14 protein-coding genes and 1 tRNA gene are annotated in these 15,687 nt (G+C 70.9%); 11 read left to right on the top strand and 4 right to left on the bottom strand.

The window, feature by feature from the left end:
- Window positions 1-5: 5 nt before the first annotated feature.
- Together O2W20_RS09830 and O2W20_RS09825 are read right to left on the bottom strand one after the other, a co-directional pair.
- Entirely contained in the window at window positions 6-830 is an 825-nt protein-coding gene (locus tag O2W20_RS09830) for an SDR family oxidoreductase (RefSeq protein ID WP_269185495.1), read from the bottom strand.
- Between the two features lie 4 nt (window positions 831-834).
- Entirely contained in the window at window positions 835-2,157 is a 1,323-nt protein-coding gene (locus O2W20_RS09825) for a M20/M25/M40 family metallo-hydrolase (RefSeq protein ID WP_269172812.1), read from the bottom strand.
- Between the two features lie 86 nt (window positions 2,158-2,243).
- Between O2W20_RS09825 and O2W20_RS09820 the strand changes: the two genes are divergently transcribed.
- The 9 genes from O2W20_RS09820 to O2W20_RS09785 all read left to right on the top strand — a co-directional run bounded on the left by O2W20_RS09820 (window position 2,244) and on the right by O2W20_RS09785 (window position 10,834).
- A tRNA-Leu gene (locus O2W20_RS09820) sits at window positions 2,244-2,328 on the top strand.
- Between the two features lie 98 nt (window positions 2,329-2,426).
- Window positions 2,427-3,197, top strand: a complete 771-nt coding sequence (locus tag O2W20_RS09815; RefSeq protein ID WP_269172813.1) for a hypothetical protein — start codon at window positions 2,427-2,429, stop codon at window positions 3,195-3,197.
- 14 nt (window positions 3,198-3,211) lie between these two features.
- On the top strand, window positions 3,212-4,522 hold the full coding sequence (locus O2W20_RS09810; protein WP_269172814.1) for a hypothetical protein: 1,311 nt from the start codon (window positions 3,212-3,214) through the stop codon (window positions 4,520-4,522).
- 128 nt (window positions 4,523-4,650) lie between these two features.
- A complete protein-coding gene (locus O2W20_RS09805; protein ID WP_269172815.1) occupies window positions 4,651-5,154 on the top strand; it encodes a hypothetical protein in 504 nt (167 codons plus the stop codon).
- 902 nt (window positions 5,155-6,056) lie between these two features.
- Complete coding sequence (locus O2W20_RS09800) at window positions 6,057-6,476, top strand: hypothetical protein (RefSeq protein ID WP_269172816.1); 420 nt, start codon at window positions 6,057-6,059, stop codon at window positions 6,474-6,476.
- Window positions 6,477-6,604: 128 nt separating this feature from the next.
- The gene (locus tag O2W20_RS22775; protein ID WP_442929193.1) at window positions 6,605-7,447 is read left to right on the top strand and encodes a winged helix-turn-helix transcriptional regulator; all 843 of its coding nucleotides are present in this window, start codon (window positions 6,605-6,607) and stop codon (window positions 7,445-7,447) included.
- Window positions 7,444-7,665 (top strand): hypothetical protein, encoded by a 222-nt coding sequence (locus tag O2W20_RS09795; protein WP_269172817.1) that lies wholly within the window; start codon window positions 7,444-7,446, stop codon window positions 7,663-7,665. Before O2W20_RS22775 ends, O2W20_RS09795 begins: the two co-directional genes overlap by 4 nt.
- 1,168 nt (window positions 7,666-8,833) lie before the next feature.
- Entirely contained in the window at window positions 8,834-9,136 is a 303-nt protein-coding gene (locus tag O2W20_RS09790) for a hypothetical protein (RefSeq protein ID WP_269172818.1), read from the top strand.
- Between the two features lie 6 nt (window positions 9,137-9,142).
- Window positions 9,143-10,834 (top strand): hypothetical protein, encoded by a 1,692-nt coding sequence (locus tag O2W20_RS09785; RefSeq protein ID WP_269172819.1) that lies wholly within the window; start codon window positions 9,143-9,145, stop codon window positions 10,832-10,834.
- Window positions 10,835-11,307: 473 nt separating this feature from the next.
- Here O2W20_RS09785 and O2W20_RS09780 read toward each other — a convergent pair whose 3' ends face one another.
- Entirely contained in the window at window positions 11,308-11,559 is a 252-nt protein-coding gene (locus O2W20_RS09780; RefSeq protein WP_269172820.1) for a hypothetical protein, read from the bottom strand.
- A gap of 164 nt (window positions 11,560-11,723) precedes the next feature.
- On the opposite strand from O2W20_RS09780, the gene O2W20_RS09775 reads away from it, so the two are divergent.
- Entirely contained in the window at window positions 11,724-12,842 is a 1,119-nt protein-coding gene (locus O2W20_RS09775) for a hypothetical protein (protein ID WP_269172821.1), read from the top strand.
- A gap of 163 nt (window positions 12,843-13,005) precedes the next feature.
- Here O2W20_RS09775 and O2W20_RS09770 read toward each other — a convergent pair whose 3' ends face one another.
- On the bottom strand, window positions 13,006-14,112 hold the full coding sequence (locus O2W20_RS09770) for a hypothetical protein (protein ID WP_269172822.1): 1,107 nt from the start codon (window positions 14,110-14,112) through the stop codon (window positions 13,006-13,008).
- Between the two features lie 284 nt (window positions 14,113-14,396).
- On the opposite strand from O2W20_RS09770, the gene O2W20_RS09765 reads away from it, so the two are divergent.
- The gene (locus O2W20_RS09765; protein WP_269172823.1) at window positions 14,397-14,720 is read left to right on the top strand and encodes a hypothetical protein; all 324 of its coding nucleotides are present in this window, start codon (window positions 14,397-14,399) and stop codon (window positions 14,718-14,720) included.
- Window positions 14,721-15,687: the final 967 nt, after the last annotated feature.

Genomic DNA, 15,687 nt, shown 5'->3' with positions numbered 1-15,687 from the left:
CCGGCTCAGCGCATCGAGGGCGGCCGCAGCGCGGCCGGGACGACGGCGGTCTCGCCGCTCGTCGTCCGGGCGGCCGGCACCCCCTTGAACTTGTACGGGACGGCCCCCACGCCCGGCTGGACGACGTAGGCCGCGCCAGGCTCCGCGCCGGCCCAGGCGGCGACCATCGCCTCGGCCACCTCGCCGGCCGACAGCACCGGGAAGTCGGCGGCGGCGAACTCGTCGCGCAGCGGGTCGATGATCGCGGTGTCGGCGAAGCCGGGGCAGATCGCGGAGATGGTGATGCCGTCGTCGACGAGGCGGGAGGCCATCGACCGGACGAAGGCCACCGCCCCGCCCTTGGCGACGCTGTAGCCGGGGTCGGTGGCCATCGGCGACAGGCCGGCCAGCGAGGCGGTCACCACGATCGACCCGCCGCCGGCACGGCGCAGCGCCGGCAGCGCCGCCTCGGTGCCATAGACGACGCCGAACAGGTCGACGTCGACGACCTTGAGGAACTCGTCGACGTCCAAGGCGTGCCGGGACTGCCCGGCGATGCCGGCGTTGAGGAAGACGGCGTCCAGCCGGCCGTGCTCTGCCTCCACCGCGGCGACCACGGCGGCGTTGGCCGCCCGGTCGGTGACGTCGAGGGCAGCGAAGTGCGCCCCCAGGCCCGCGGCGACCTCGCGGTTGGCCGCACTGTCCAGGTCGGCGAGGACGACGGTCACCCCGCGCTCGCGGAGCTGGGCGGCGAGGGCGCGGCCGAAGCCGCCGGTCCCTCCGGTGACGAGGGCGACATCGCCAGGGGCGGGCGATCCGGGCGCGGGAGCGGTGTCGGTCACGCCCGGCATCACATCACGCCTGGCGCAGGAACCGGTCGAGCACCCGGATGCCGAACTGCATCGAGTCGATGGAGATGCGCTCGTCGATGCCGTGGAACAGCGAGGCGAAGTCGAGCTCGGCGGGGAGCTTGAGCGGGGAGAAGCCGAAGCAGCGCATGCCCAGGGTCTCGAAGCTCTTGGCGTCGGTGCCGCCGCTCATGGTGAACGGGACGGCGCGGGCGCCCGGGTCCTCGGCCTGCAGTGCCTGGACCATCAGGTCGACCGAGGGGCCGTCGAACGTCGTCTCCACGGCCTGGTCGTAGGCGATCCACTCCCGGGTGACGCCCTCGCCGATCAGCTCGTCCAGCTGCTTCTCGAACTCCGCCTCCTGCCCGTACAGGAAGCGGCCGTCGATGGTCGCGCTGGCGGAGCCGGGGATGACGTTGGTCTTGTAGCCGGCGTCGAGCATCGTGGGGTTGACCGTGTTGCGCAGGGCCGCGCCGATCATCCGGCTGATGCTGCCCAGCCGGGCCAGCGCCTCGTCGGGCTGGTCCGGGTCGATCTCCACCCCGTAGGCGTCGCTGACCGCGTCGAGGAACTCGCGCATCGGCGGGGTGATCACGGTGGGGAGCCGGGTGGTGCCGATCCGGGCGACCGCCGCGGCCAGTCGGGTGACGGCGTTGTCGTCGTGCACGAAGGAGCCGTGCCCGGGGCGGCCCTGGGCCGTGAGCTTCATCCAGGCCAGGCCCTTTTCGGCGGTCTGCACGAGGTAGAGGCGCAGGTCGTCGCGGACGGTGATGCTGAAGCCGCCGACCTCGCTGATCGCCTCGGTGCAGCCCTCGAAGAGGTCGGCGTGGTGGTCGACCATGTAGTGCGCGCCCTTGCGTCCGCCGGCCTCCTCGTCGGCGACGAAGGCGAGCACGATGTCGCGGTCGGGCTTGACGCCGGTGCGGGCCCAGTCGCGCACCAGTGCCAGGGTCATCGCGTCCATGTCCTTCATGTCGACCGCGCCGCGGCCCCACACGTAGCCGTCGCGCTGCTCGCCGCTGAACGGGTGGACGCTCCACTCGGCCGGGTCGGCCGGGACGACGTCCAGGTGGCCGTGCACCAGCAGCGCCGGGCGGTCGCGGTTCGTGCCCTCGATCCGGGCGACCAGGCTGGCCCGGCCCGGCTCGGACTCGTGGATGACGCTGCCGATCCCGACCTCGTCGAGCTTGGCGGCGACCCACTCGGCGGCCTTCCGCTCCCCCGCGCTGGTGGCGGAGTCACCGGTGTTGGTGGTGTCGATGCGGATGAGGTCGGAGAGCAGGTCCGCGACCTCGGACTGGGCGCCGGCCAGGGGCGTGGGCTGCGACATGCGGTCGATGGTGCCACCGGCCCCTGTCCCGGACCGGGAGCGGCCTCGGTTATGCTCATCGAGGCGCTCCGCGGAGTGCTCACCTTGTCCGGGTGGCGGAATGGCAGACGCGCTAGCTTGAGGTGCTAGTGCCCTTTATCGGGCGTGGGGGTTCAAGTCCCCCCTCGGACACTTCTACGTGGGAGCCGTCCCACCCTCTTTCGGGTGAGAAGGCCGCGAATCGGCCGAATCCGAGCGCACCTGGCAAAACGCCCGGCACAGCTACGGCCATGCCACGACCCGCACCACCGGCCCCGGCGCTCGCCCGGCGCCGCGACAGCCAGACCACCCGCACGCCGCGCTCCTCGCTTCATGTGGCCACCGTGCCCGCCCTCGGAGGCGCGGCAGTCGGCCCGGCCCTGCCCGGCGGCTGGGCGTTCGGCGGCAGCGCCCCCTCGGCAGCGGAGCTCAACGAGCTCTGGCTGAACACCGACCTGCTCGGCGAGCGTGACCAGCGTGCCCCGGCCGGCGACGACTTCACCCCGTTGCACGCCCGGGCGGCCGAGCCGGCGCCGGCACGCACCGAGCTGACCGTCACCAAGCTGGACGCCAAGGGCCGGCTGCCGCTGCCGCTGTGCCCGGTGTTGGACGCCCAGCTACCCGCCGAACGTGACGGTGGCGTGCTGGTCGTCTTCCTGCCCGGCGCCGCCGCGGCTCCCCGTCCGGGCTATGACACCGCGCCGTTGCGCGTCGACCCCCGCCGCCGGCTGCTGCTTGGCCCGGCGCTGCGCACCCAGCTCGGGCTGGCCGCCGACGCCACCGTCATCGCCCGCGCCGATGCTGCGCGCGGCGTGCTGGAGCTGATGGCTGCCAGCCGCGTCGAGCACCAGCTGGACGAACTGTTCGACGCGCACCGGCGTGCCCCGCAGCCCGCCGGTTCCGCCGCCGCCGCCGACGACCGGCCCGTTCTCACCGCCCTGCCCGGCGGACGACTGCACCCCTCCCCCGCGGGCGCACCCTCCGCCCCGGCTCCCGAACTGCCGCATCGCGGCATCAACTGAAGGCGGTACCCACGATGACCGAAACCCTCAGCCACCCCGGCCCGCCCGAGGACTTCACCGACCAACTCGCCGTGCTGCTCGCCGAGGCCCGCCGCCGCGGCGTGGACGTGGCCGGCCTGCTCGGCGCCGCGCCCGGCCTCACCCTGGCCGAGCAGCTGGAGCTGCGGCTGCCCGCGCTGCGCCGCGACCACAAGGGCACCTACGGCACGTGGGCGCTGTATCTGCACCGGCTGGCTGTGGGGCTGCCCGACACCTGCCCGTGCGTCTGCCTGGCCTGCGCGACCGGCTCCTGCCCGTGCACCGCCGGCGGTCACGGGGAGGGCTGCGCGCCGGAGTCGGACATCGACTGCGCCGCCCGCATGACCACCCTGGGTGGCGAGGACGTGCGGTCCATCACCCGCCACCACCTGAGCGAGGCCGCCTGGTGGGCTCGCCGGCACGCGATGCAGCGCACCGCGGTGCGCAACGCCAAGCGGACGGCCGCCGGCCGGGCGCTGCACAACCACGACGGCCGCGGCGCCCAAGAGGCAATGATTCAGGCCACCCGGTGGCTGTGGGAAGAGATGCGCCGCGACGGCGTGGTGCCGGCGAACGTGGCCAAGGACGTGCGGATGCCCAACCGCCAGGAGGCCGTCGCCCGCAGCCTCGCCGTGCCGGACTTCCTGACCCTGCACGCTCTGGCGACGTCGACCGGGGACGATCCGGCGCTGGACGGGCTCATTTTGCGGCACATGCTCATCCAGGCCACCCGCCGTGGCGGGGTGCTCGCTCTGCGCTGCCGCGGGGTCAACCGCGACGAGTGCACCGTCACCTACTGGGACGAGAAGCGCGACACTTACCGCACCCGACCTTCGACCCCGGAGCACCTCGACGCGCTGGTCGCCCATGCGCTCGAGCGCGGCCCCCGCGTCCCCGCCCCGCCAGACGCCCCCGAGGAGCTGCGCCGCACCGGCATCCCGGCCCCCTCCCCGGAGGATCCGGTCTTCTACTACCGGCCGGTCGACACCTTCGACGCCGACGGCTTCTTCGTCAGCCGCCGGGTGCGGCCCCTGACCCGCAAGCGGTTCGAGTCACTGTTCACTCGAATCCGCCGCTACCACCCCGGCTTCGACGCCCGAGGCCTACGGCCACACGACATCCGGCACACCAGCGGCCGCCTGTTCTACGAAGCCGGCGGCGAGGCCGCGGCCAAGCTCCAACTCGCCCACGACGGCGGCGCGACCAGCGAGCATTACTACAAGGAGCGCATGGAGCAGCTGGCTCAGCTCAAGCGCGACCTGTTCTCCCCGCCCGCCGACCACGACGCCGACGAGGCGGGCAGGTAGTCGTCGGCCGGTGCTGCGCCCAGTCCCATCGGTGTCGTGGCGGCGTGCGTGGGGTACCGCACCGCAGCTCACCCGACAGGGTCACCGGGACGAATGCCGGCCCCCGGCTGCTCAACACCGTCGGGGGCATGACCACCGACGAAGCCACAGGGAGCACCGACCCAACCACCCAGCCCAGCGAGGAGGCTTTGGCGGAACAGCTGCGGGTGCTCGTCCAGACCCAGTGGGAACAGCGGCAGCAGCATCGCTGGCTGACCAAGCGGGAAGTGCTGAACGTGCACTTCATCCGCGCCCACGGGGTCTACGACGTGTTCGTGAAGACGGCCCGGGACTTCCGCATGATGGCTCTCGACCACCGCGTCCTCCGCGACGGCACCCTCTCCTGGGCCACGACACGCCGGGACATGACCCGCCTGAGCACGCCCGCGGCCAAGGCCGCGGCATTTCAGGAAGCCCGGCACCAGGCCCAGCAGCTGGAGGAAGCGCTCCTCTCGGCCACACAGATGACGCGAGCAGCCGCCCAGGTGCTGGCCGCGATCTGCGCGCCGCACAGGACGTGGGACGCGGACATCCGCCTCCCGGACGAGGACCTGCTGATGGCGGCACAGGCAGCACAGGCCGCCGCCGGATAGGACGGTCAGGGTCGGAGGCCGACGCCAGGACGCCCTGGCGTTGGCCTCCGATGCAGCAGGTGGCACTGGGCATGGCTCGCCGCCGCCCGCAGACCAACGGGCCGGCACCGACGGCGGCCCACAAGACGACCTCCCTGCACCCCTGCCATCCGGCAGAACCCGCATTTCCGCCGCCCCTGGGCGCTGCCGGCAGCGCCCACAGGTCGCCGACCGACACAACGACCGAGGAGAACCATGACTGATCCCGCCCACCCCAGCGCGGCGCACGCGCCGCACTCGCCGCGCGCAGTACCAGGACACAGCCAACGCGCCTGACCCACAGCCAGCTCCCGTCGACGCCTGAAGCCGCACCCGCCGCAGGACGGCCGATGCGGGTGGTCACCATCGGCGCGGTGTACGAGTTCGACCCACGGTCCATGACCGGGGTCCGGCTCCGTCACCAAGGGGCCGACATGCGACGAGACGGTCAGCCCTTCGCGTTGCTGAGCTGGCCCGAGCCCGTCCTCGGCTACCGGATGCAAGTCCAGCTACGGCCACAGGCGGACGGCCAGCTGCCCCAGATTCACGAGACCACACCCGTGGTCCGTATCGAACGAACCCCGCGCCCCCGCATTCGACAGACGCCTCCCCGGATCGTGAGCAGGAAGGCCGTCGCCGATGGTGATTGACCAGTTCACGCAGTTCATTTCCCGGCGAGCCCGAATCAGTCACTTTCCATGCGGCCCGCACGCATCTTCCAGACCGGTCACTTACGTCAGAAAGGTGGAGAACCAACGAGCACCCGCCCCACTCAAGGCCCCAGTCATCCGCCGCGCAAAGACTCAGCGGCCATTACTGAGTCCCCGATTGTCCGCCGAACAGCGAATCCCTATGTCAGTGACGGCGCAGACCACACCTGCGACGTGTGCAAGAAGGACCTCGACGAGAGCCCCGGCACGCATGGCGCTGACACCTGGCATCCCATGGCCGTGTGCTACGACTGTTGGAACGACGCTGGTGGCCAGTTCGGTCACCCGCCTTGCGGCTGCGACCCGGGCTACGTGCGGACGCAAGCCGCGCTCGACCCGTGGATCTACCGACCCGCCTTCAGCCTGCTTCGCGGCCCCGACCTCGACGACACGAACCTCGGCATGTGCGAGGACTGCGGCCGCGTCGAGGACTGGACGGTGCTGCACTCCGCCACACCAGGCGTGTACTGCGACGGCTGCGCGTCCATCGACGGCTGGGACTGTGACTGCGACCGCTGCGCCGTGAACCGTTCAACGCCGGGAGACGGGACGGTCATCACTGCCCCCACAGCACCGGCGGGCAGCGGCTCTTGAGGACATGCGGTGGCTCACATGCGACGAGCCACCCGCCAGGTGGGCCGCACTGCACCGTCCGCAACCGATGACGTCGGACGTGGGCCCAGGCCGAATGCTTCCACGTCGGGCCTACGCACCGTCCGGCCATGATCCAAAGGTCACTGACGTCCACGGTCGAGCTCGACACCCTCGACCTGTCTGCGGCACTGCGTCGACCGAGTGAAGAGCACGTCCGCATCTTGACGGCGGTCATCGACCGCGTCCCGCCCATTCTGGTTCACCGCCCGACGAGGCGAGTGCTTGATGGGCACATGCGTGTGCTAGCCGCGAAGGCGGCAGGCCGAGGGGAACTGCCCGTCGAGTGGGCCGAGGACGAGACGAGCGGCTGGCTCCGCGCGGTGGCGAACAATGCCAGCCACGGACTCCCGCTGTCCTCCCGCCAACGGGCGGGGGCCGCTCGACGCATTCTCGAGCTCCACCCGGAGTGGAGCAACCGTCGGATCGCAGAGCTGACCGGCGTCCACGAGGCCACGATCCGCCGCGCACGCGCCCAGCAGAAGCGTCCAGGTGCGGCGCCGCCGCACCTGGACGCTCGCATCGGTCGTGACGGCTCCCGTCATCCGATGGACCGTTCGCAACGGCGCGCCGAAGCCGCGCGCACGCTCTCACTGAACCCAAACCTGTCTAACGCCGAAGTCGCGCGCCGCGTTGGCCTCTCGCCCACAACGGTGGCTGCCGTGCGACGCACGCTGCCCACGCCCACCTACGTGGCGAAGCAACGTCGTCTCCGCCTGCCGCGTCGAGTCCTAAAGCTGGTGAGGCGAGCGATCTCGCGCCTGTTGCACGCCGGCCGCGCCGCTGTCCTCCGCCACCGCCGCAGAAGTCCGGCCGGTTCAGCCACGCCGTTGGGCGGGGGAAGGGGCACCGGGCCGTCCGCCCCGGCGCGGCAGCACCCACCGCCTGCGAGTGACGGCATACTCAGGGCGTGAGTGGGCTCGCCGCGTTCGAAGATGGTGTCGTCGACGGCATGCAGCGAGCGCGCCGCATCGTCGAGGAAGGGCTCGACCAGGGCTACATCGACGGAGAAGAGTTCCTGGTCGCGTTGGACCGGGAGCTCCACCTGTACGAGCTCGACGTGCGGAACCGCCGCGCCAGGGAAAGACGGATGACGGAGGCCGAGCCCCCCGAAGCGGCACACGGAGCCTGACGCGAGCTCGTTCTCGCAGAAACCCGTTTCCCTCTCGCGGGCCCTCGATACGCCAACCGGCGCCAGCAGCGCGCCATTGCGAGCCGGCGAAAACACATCAGCACACGGTTCGCGCACGGTGCTGCGCGGATTCGGCGATGACCGGGGCTCTGTGATCATTCGCCGGCGGGGTGGACTCGAGCGAAGGATCGCCGTCAGGGACGCAGCCGTCCGCCGATACCTCTACATTTCACGACTCGTCCGGACAGCTATCTGCGCACTTTGAGGACTGGCTCAGCACTCAGGTGGAGAACGCGCAGGGCCGGTTCTGCAAAGACTGCGAAAGTCACCAGCCGCGACCAGAGGAACGTCTCCGCTTGCCCCGCCGCGGTGGCGGGCCCGCACCGCTCAGCCACGGTGGATGGCTGTCTACCTGTGGCAGTTCGACACCACATAAGGCCGTTCCCGCCCGTTTACACCGTCTGGTGCCTCGCGAGAGGACGTGTGGCGACACCGCCAAGTTCGCCGAACCGGTAGCGGACGTAGCCCACATGGTCCTCCCGACCATCGAACATCGGACGTTCCCCGCCCAGAACCGGCCGGCCCGGGGCGCCTCCGCCCGGGATCATTTCGTCACTCTCGAAGCCCAGGACGCAGCGCAGGGATGAGTCGTTTCGTCGACGCAGCGCGTCGACGAAACCGCCGGACCCCCTCCGTTCGGCCACATTTCCCGCACGAGTCCGTACAGGCGACGTGACTTCCGCAGCCGGGGCAGGGCAGCGGCGCCACCCCAACGAGTCGCGTGTACCAGCGGCCTTGCTGCCCAAAGCTGGACTTATGTCCGGCGAGCGTGCAGCAACCGAACCATTCCCCCTCCCCCGGATAATGTCGTCGGGTGTTTTTCACGATCGCGACGATCGCACCGAAAATGTTTACCCAACAGGGTGAGCCTCCCTGGGAATCCGCAGGTCAACGCGGGTTTCTGTTTCCGCGGCGTCAGCCCGTGCGGCGTCAAAAGATCGTCCTGCTGTCCGCGAGCCGTCTCATTCTCCTTCGGCACCAGCCAACGCCCCACAGAAGGAGACAAGACATGGCGAGTTCCCCTACGGCCGCGGAGTTCTGGACCCGAGTCGCTGCACTCGGAGCCCGCCCCGCCCCTAACTCGACGTGGGCCGGCCCGCTCGCCCCGGTGCAGCTGATCTGCCGTGCGGGCCACCGCTGCGCTCCGCGTCCGATCGACCTGAAGGAAGGCCAGGGGCTGTGCCCGGTCTGCGCCCGGAGGAGCCCGCGCAGCGCCGAGGCCAAATTCCTCGCCCGGGTCGCCGCCTTCGACGCGCAGTTGGCACCCGGTGCCCGCTACGTCAACGCCCACACCCCCGTGCAGCTGATCTGCCAGCAGGGCCACCAGTGCGCGCCGCGTCCGGTCAGCCTGAAGCAGGGCCAGCGGCCGTGCCTGGCCTGCAACCGGTCCGACAGCCGGAAGGCGGTGTAGAGGAGCATGCGCAAGCGCTCCGCCCGTCAGGCGGCCGCCGCCTTCTGGGCCCGAGTCGGTGAACTCGGGGCGGTACCGGAGCCGGGGTCGGCCTACATCAACACCAAGACCCCGGTGCCCCTGACCTGCCGCAACGGACACAACTGCGCGCCGCTGCCGGAGGGGGTGCTGCGCGGCGGCGGCGTCTGCCCTCGGTGGGCCTGTGCCCGACCTGCACAGGCCGAGAAGGTGGAGGCCGCGTTCCTCGCCCTAGTGGACAGGTGGGGCGCAGAACTCGCGCCCGGCGCCCGCTTCATCAACGTCGACACCCCGGTCAAGCTGATCTGCCAGCTGGGCCATCCGTGCGCCCCCCGACCAGCCAGCCTCAAGCGCCAAGGACCTTGCGTGGTCTGCGGCGGTAAGGACCCGAAGACCGCCGAGGGCCGGTTCCTCGCCCGGGTGCACGAGTTGGGGGCGAAGCTCGCCCCCGGCGCCCGCTACGTCAACAGCCGAACCCCGGTCCAGCTGATCTGCCGACGGGGCCACCGCTGCGCCCCGCTGCCGCCGAGTCTGAAGCGCCAGGGGCCCTGCCCTGTCTGCGCTGACAGGGACCGGAAGACCGCCGAGGGCCGGTTTCTCGCCCGGGTGTACGAGGTGAAGGCGACGCTCGCCCCAGGCGCTAAATACGTCAACAATCGGACGCCGGTTCAGCTGATCTGCCGGCGGGGCCACCGCTGCGCCCCCCGGCCGGCCAGCCTCAAGCGCCAAGGGCCCTGCCCGACCTGCGTCCAGAGAGATTCCCAGGTCGCCAAGGCCGACTTCCTCAAGCGCGTGAAGCGATTCGGTGCCCGGCTGGCCCCCGGCGCCTGCTACGTGAACAACCGAACCCCGGTGCGGTTGATCTGCGCCGAGGGACACGACTGCGCTCCTCGTCCGGCCCACCTGCAGCAAGGCCAGGGCCCGTGCCAGAAGTGCGCCCGCAACGACCCCTCGGCCGCCAAGACGGAGTTCCTCGAGAGAGTGACGGCCTTCGGTGCCCGGCTGGCCCCCGGCGCCTCCTACGTCGGCACCCTGACCCCGGTGCGGTTGATCTGCGCCAAGGGACACGACTGCGCTCCTCGTCCGGCCCACCTGCAGCAAGGCCAGGGCCCGTGCCAGAAGTGCGCTCGCAACGATCCCGCGGCCGCCGAGACCGAGTTCCTGGCGCGAGTAGCGGCCCTCGGGGCGCAGCTCGCCCCCGGGGCGACCTACATCAACCGCCACACACCGGTGCCTCTCATCTGTAAGAACGAGCACAGGTGCGCGCCATCACCAGGCAGCCTCCAGCAGGGCCAGGGGCCCTGCGGCGAATGCGTCGTGGCTTTCGACCGCCTGTACCTCGTCGTTCACTCGCGCGCAGGCGCGGTGAAGGTGGGTATCGCCAGCCAGCCGGCCCGCATCGACAATCTGTGCCGCCGCGGATACCAGCTCGTCGCCGTGTGGACCGGGCTGACCCACACCGACGCCGTGGCCACCGAAAAGGCCGTCCTCGCTCTGTGGCGTGGCTTGGGGGCCGAACCAGTAGCGGAGGCACCACGCGATGGACGTACCGAGACGGCGCCGCAGCAGTACCGAACGGTGGCGAGGGACATGCTGATCACGCGGCTCGGCGCTCCGGACTACGACAGCGAGGACGGAACCGAGAGGAATCTCCCGACACACGAGCTCTGGTCTGCCTAACCGGCGCCCTCGGCGAGACCACGCTGGACGAGATGGAGCACTGCGGGATGCCGGCCCGGTGCCCTACACCCCGGCGTTGGAGGCGGCGAGAGCCAGGTCCTCCGGGTTCCGTCGCATCGCTGCCTAACCGCCGGCAAGGGCGCCGTTGTCCGCCCACGACTGCGCACCACCGATGGTGCGCGTGTGGACATCGCGGCATCCATGCGGCCGTCTCGTGGACCCGCTGCCCTCAGTTCTCGAGCTGCGCGCTGACAATCCGGCTGCCTGAAATCCCCGCTCACTGGAGGGCGACGTTCGCACCGGGCCTTCACACGGGCGCAGGATCCGGCGAGAGTGTCGCCGTTCCGCCTCGGCGGCTCCTGCGAACGACACTAATGTGCCCGTCCGACGGGCGACACTGCCTGCGCGACCAGTCCGCGGAATGACACTCGCCGTCCGATGAACGACACCCCGTCGCACCGCGGTCCCGGCGGTCACTCCTGCTGCTTCAGGAGGTCCGCCACCTGGGCCAGCGCCCGCGTGAGTGGGCCGTAGTCGATCTCCCCGAGCACGTGGGGCGCCAGGACCAGCACGACGACCATCGCCGCGATGCTCGGGAGGGCACTGCCGAAGACGGCGATGACCACCGCGGCAAGGAGCAGGCCGAGCAGCCGCACGGTCCGCCCCTTGCCGCCGCTGATGCGGGCTAGGGCCGGTGCGCGGTGCCGCGGAGCGGATGAGGCCATAACGCGAGCGTCCGCGTGAAGTGGGAGGCCGTCCACTACATGCACGGACACGCTTTAGCGGCATAAAGGACACGTACCGGCGGGACATAGCAACTACTACACTTTTACCCATTAGTGGGTACCGCTCATACGTGCCCGGCGGGTCCGTGACCGGAAGGTCGAAGATGAAGATCCCGTTCGAGAGAATCCCGGTCCCGACGCTCGAGGACCTCGCTCACGCCGAGCGGCAACAGGAGTGGCGTGCGCAGTCGGTGCGGAAGCTGACCGAAGAGCGGACGCGCCGGCGGCGGTGGCTCGAGAGCGACGAAACCAAGGAGACCGTGCGCCGCGCGCGCGACGCCTACGAGGAGCTCGACGACCCCGGCGTCGAGTTCCGGCTCCGCTCGCCCTTCATCGCCCTCGCTGACCTTCGGCCCGCTGCGCAGCCCGACGGTCAGGAGGACCCGGACGAGATCTCGGTCGCGGAACGCCGGCGCCGCGACTGGGCCACGCGCCCACCGTTGACACGGCTGGCCATGCGGAAGTCGCACGCTCTGGCGACCTACCTCGCCCTGGTCTACGCGACCCAGGCGGACCCGGGAGCGGTGAAGCCCGGCTGGACCAACCGCCGGGGCAACGTCAACAAGAACGGCGGACGCGCCCCCTGGTCCGTCGTGTCCGGCCGGTGGGCGAACTCCCCCAGAGCGCGACGGATGCGGCTCAACCGCGACCTGGATGACCTGGCGCGCGCTGACCTCATTCAGCTGGGCGGGCACAAGGAGCAGGGCCGGTACGAGGGGTTCACACTGCTCTCCGACAACGGGAGCGGCGTCACCTACAAGGTCCCGGGGAAGTCCCACTCCTGGCCAGACGTCGTGACGCTGCCCGGGGACTTCGTCCGCCGGGGGTGGAGCGTCGTGTTGTCCACGGCGGAGCTCGCCACGCTCCTGGTTGCTCGGCACGCATCTGTCACGCTGCCGCGGGCTCCCGGTCAGCCCGGCGTCGGCATCCCCCGGTCGACTCGGGACCGGCGGTACGGGCTCTCCGGTGAGGCGTACGAGGCCGTGCACGAGCTGGCTGAGTTCGGCTTGCTCGAGGTGCACGACCCGATGCCCCAACGACGTGGCGGCCGACTCCGGCAGCAGCCGCCGGAGGTTCGGGCCGCTCAGGGCGCGGAGGGTGAGGGCCTGGCTGCGGTGCCCTACCAGCTCGCGGTGCCCGACGACTCCGTCTTCGCCCGCCCGGCGCTGGAGACGGTGCAGGCCTGTCTACAGGTGAACTCGGCACCGCCACGCGTCGGGTAGCCGCTCGAAGGTCGACAGCCGCCGGTTGTAGACCACCACCGCGCTGAACAGCACCAGCACCACCGCGACGCTCGCGGCGATGGTGCCGTCGGCGACGACATGCAGTTGGGCCGCAAACCTGCTGCACAACTTCCATGGGCACGCGTCAAGCAGCCAGAGCCCGTCAGACGGGGGCTTCGCCGACGTCCTCGCCGGGGTCCTCGTCCCCCTCCTCTGCTGTCTCATCGCCGAGGGGGACGCCCGCCTCGAGCGCCGCCTCCAGCTGCCGGCCGGCGTCGGTCAACCAAGCCACGAGGTGCTCCCGGACGTCGTCCCCGACCTGCCCCTCGGGCAGCGGGACGGCCACCGCGATCCAGTAGTCGGCCTCGACGAGCCGCTCGGCGAAGACGCGCCGCGCGGCCGGTGCCCCGCTCGCCCGGAACGCCAGCCACAGCGGTGACCGCCCGTGCCGCGCCCACAGCTCAAGGTGCACCCGAAGGGTCACCACCACGCCCCCCAGTCGCATCCGCTTCCCGAATGAGAGCGGACCGCCCTGCGTGATGGTTGTCCGTGTGGAGACCGAAGTCGCGACGTCGGTGCTGAGGAGCCTCCTGTGGACCGCCTCGACCATGGATGCCAGCGTCAGAAGACGTCGCGGACCGTCCTGGTCGGTGAGCTGCTCCGCGGACCAGGGGACGAAGCTGCCGTGGTCCACCTGCTTCACGAGGTCCAGCAGCTGACGGGCGTCCTCGGCGACGTCCTGCTTCGCCATACCGGCCAGCCGACCCAGCAGTTCGTCCCAGCTCGTCACCGCCACCGTCATCCCGTCGACGGTCTGCGCCGACCACCACCCGCCGTTCGACTCGGGTGTGGTGAGGCCGTAGCGCCGCTCCAGTTCATCCATCAGGGTCGCGGTGCGCCGCGGGGGCACGATGAACACCAGCGCGCCGACATGCGGGTGCTCGGGAGCGTGCTCGGCATGCTGCCGACGCATGCGCTCGAGGTAGCCGCCGCGGGCCTGGGCATCGGTCAGGCCGGCCCAGAACTTCCCCTCAACGTGGAGCACCTCCCGGTGGTCGTCGCGACCGATGATGTCGGGCCGACCGTCGTCGTCCCCGGCCTGGGTCGTGTACCGCAGCGGCGCCGGCAGGTTCGGCGCGACCGCGCGGAGCACGGCGGTCACTGACATGGCAGCCGCTGGGCTGGCCAGGATGAGCCCAAGCGCCTCCGTGGCGGCCAGCTCGGTGCTCAGCTTGTCGATCTTCGTGGCGAGCCTGGAAAGGAGGGACACGGTCGCAGTGTTCGCGATCGTTCAGTCACCCGCTCGCCGGGTGGTTTCGGACACCTGCAATGGCCGGCGCAGCACTCCCGAGGGCAGAGCAGGGACTTCCCGCCGCGTGAAGCTCCCGCTACCATCGCCCCTGCTCGAGCTCTTCCTATCTGTGGTCACGCGATGGCCCGCCAAGCAACAACTGGCGCTCGGCTCGCGAAGGACGTCCGTCCGGAGCGACCACAAGGAGGAGCTCCTTCGCTTTCCGGGGCTCCTTCGCACCCGACAGCCGAAGGAATCCGACCATGCAGCCAGCAGAGCGTCCCATCGCGGACGAGACCACCTTGGCCAAGTTCGTCCGCCACCTCGTCGAGGTGTTCCGCGCAGCCGAGATCGAGAAGGTGGACTTCCGGCTGGGAAATCGCGCCGAGGGCACGAGCACCAAGCTGGCCGTGACCACCTCCTCACTCAAGCTCGTCCTCGTTGATCGTCGCCTCCGAGTGTCGAAGCGAGGCGGTGAGGACGTGTCAGTTGGATCTGAGCCGCTCCGGTCTCCTACCCGCGGCATCGCCCCGACCGACCCGCCACCCCGTGCGGTTCGCGCGTCACCGCTCCGCGGCCAGAAGTGACCACTGGGTGAAGGTGGAACTGGGAACGGTCGGTGCGCTGGCCGCGGTCGTGTCAGGCCCTCTGGTACTTGTCGAACAGAGTGAGTAGGGGCCAGTCGGTGGGGCCGTTGCAGAGCACAGACGTTGTCCGCTGGCGCATGAGAGAGCGGCGCATGTGCGCCGGCACTGGTACCGCGCCCGTCGGGAGGTCGAGCCGGTCGCCGGCGGTGGCCAGCATGCCGGCGTGAACGTCGACGAACCGGTGTTCCGCGGGAAGCAGCTGCGCGAGCGCGTCCGTCGCAGGGGTGTAGGTGTCCCGCCCGGCGTCGCGCAGCTCGCAGACGTCTCTGGTGTCGTGCTCGCACGCGCCTCGACGTGCTGGAGTCCCTCGCGCATCCGCTCGGAGTCCAGCGTGGCGATGGTCAGGGCGCGCCGTGCGGCCGATAGCAGGCATGCCACCCGGCTCGGGTGCAGCACGCAGCCGCTGTGCTCGGGCAGCAGCGGCGCCGGCGAGCGACCGTGCCTCCACCAGTCGTCCCGTACGGCCGGGCACCGTGCCGCGCGGTCGCCGGCGCCGCCCAGTCGCCCGTCCCAGAGCCGCTGCACCGCCGGCCACGGCAGCACGTCACCGGTGACGGCCGAGAACAGCTTCCGTGTGCTCCTCCGGGCCAGCGATGCCGGTCAGCAGCCAGAGACGGACGGAGGCGACGGCCCCCGCGGTCAGCAGCTCGTGCAGCGTCGGGACTACAGGGCCCGGCGATGCCCCTCGGCGGCGTCCGGCGCAGTCCTCGGGCGGCCGTTCCACGCATCGATCGCGGCTGCTGCGGCCGCGCTTGTGCGGTCAGGGGATGTCGTCGGTGATCACTGTGTCCCAGCGTCGGCGACGAGCGCGCTGGCCAGAGGTTCCTAGGGTGCTTCGTAGGGGTCTTGCACGTCGGCCAAGAGTCCGAGGAGCGTGCGGTCATCGAGCTGCGTGAGGCGGAGCCCG

The sequence above is a fragment of the Modestobacter sp. VKM Ac-2982 genome (assembly GCF_026967935.1).
Taxonomy (GTDB): Bacteria; Actinomycetota; Actinomycetes; order Mycobacteriales; family Geodermatophilaceae; genus Modestobacter.
This window is presented reverse-complemented; position numbering and strand designations above follow the sequence as displayed.

What these genes read in the sequence shown, in the direction of transcription:
- O2W20_RS09830 (WP_269185495.1), bottom strand. Translation starts at nt 830, where the DNA reads ATGCCGGGCGTGACCGACACCGCTCCCGCGCCCGGATCGCCCGCCCCT.
- O2W20_RS09825 (WP_269172812.1), bottom strand. Translation starts at nt 2,157, where the DNA reads ATGTCGCAGCCCACGCCCCTGGCCGGCGCCCAGTCCGAGGTCGCGGAC.
- O2W20_RS09815 (WP_269172813.1), top strand. Translation starts at nt 2,427, where the DNA reads ATGCCACGACCCGCACCACCGGCCCCGGCGCTCGCCCGGCGCCGCGAC.
- O2W20_RS09810 (WP_269172814.1), top strand. Translation starts at nt 3,212, where the DNA reads ATGACCGAAACCCTCAGCCACCCCGGCCCGCCCGAGGACTTCACCGAC.
- O2W20_RS09805 (WP_269172815.1), top strand. Translation starts at nt 4,651, where the DNA reads ATGACCACCGACGAAGCCACAGGGAGCACCGACCCAACCACCCAGCCC.
- O2W20_RS22775 (WP_442929193.1), top strand. Translation starts at nt 6,605, where the DNA reads ATGATCCAAAGGTCACTGACGTCCACGGTCGAGCTCGACACCCTCGAC.
- O2W20_RS09785 (WP_269172819.1), top strand. Translation starts at nt 9,143, where the DNA reads ATGCGCAAGCGCTCCGCCCGTCAGGCGGCCGCCGCCTTCTGGGCCCGA.
- O2W20_RS09780 (WP_269172820.1), bottom strand. Translation starts at nt 11,559, where the DNA reads ATGGCCTCATCCGCTCCGCGGCACCGCGCACCGGCCCTAGCCCGCATC.
- O2W20_RS09775 (WP_269172821.1), top strand. Translation starts at nt 11,724, where the DNA reads ATGAAGATCCCGTTCGAGAGAATCCCGGTCCCGACGCTCGAGGACCTC.
- O2W20_RS09765 (WP_269172823.1), top strand. Translation starts at nt 14,397, where the DNA reads ATGCAGCCAGCAGAGCGTCCCATCGCGGACGAGACCACCTTGGCCAAG.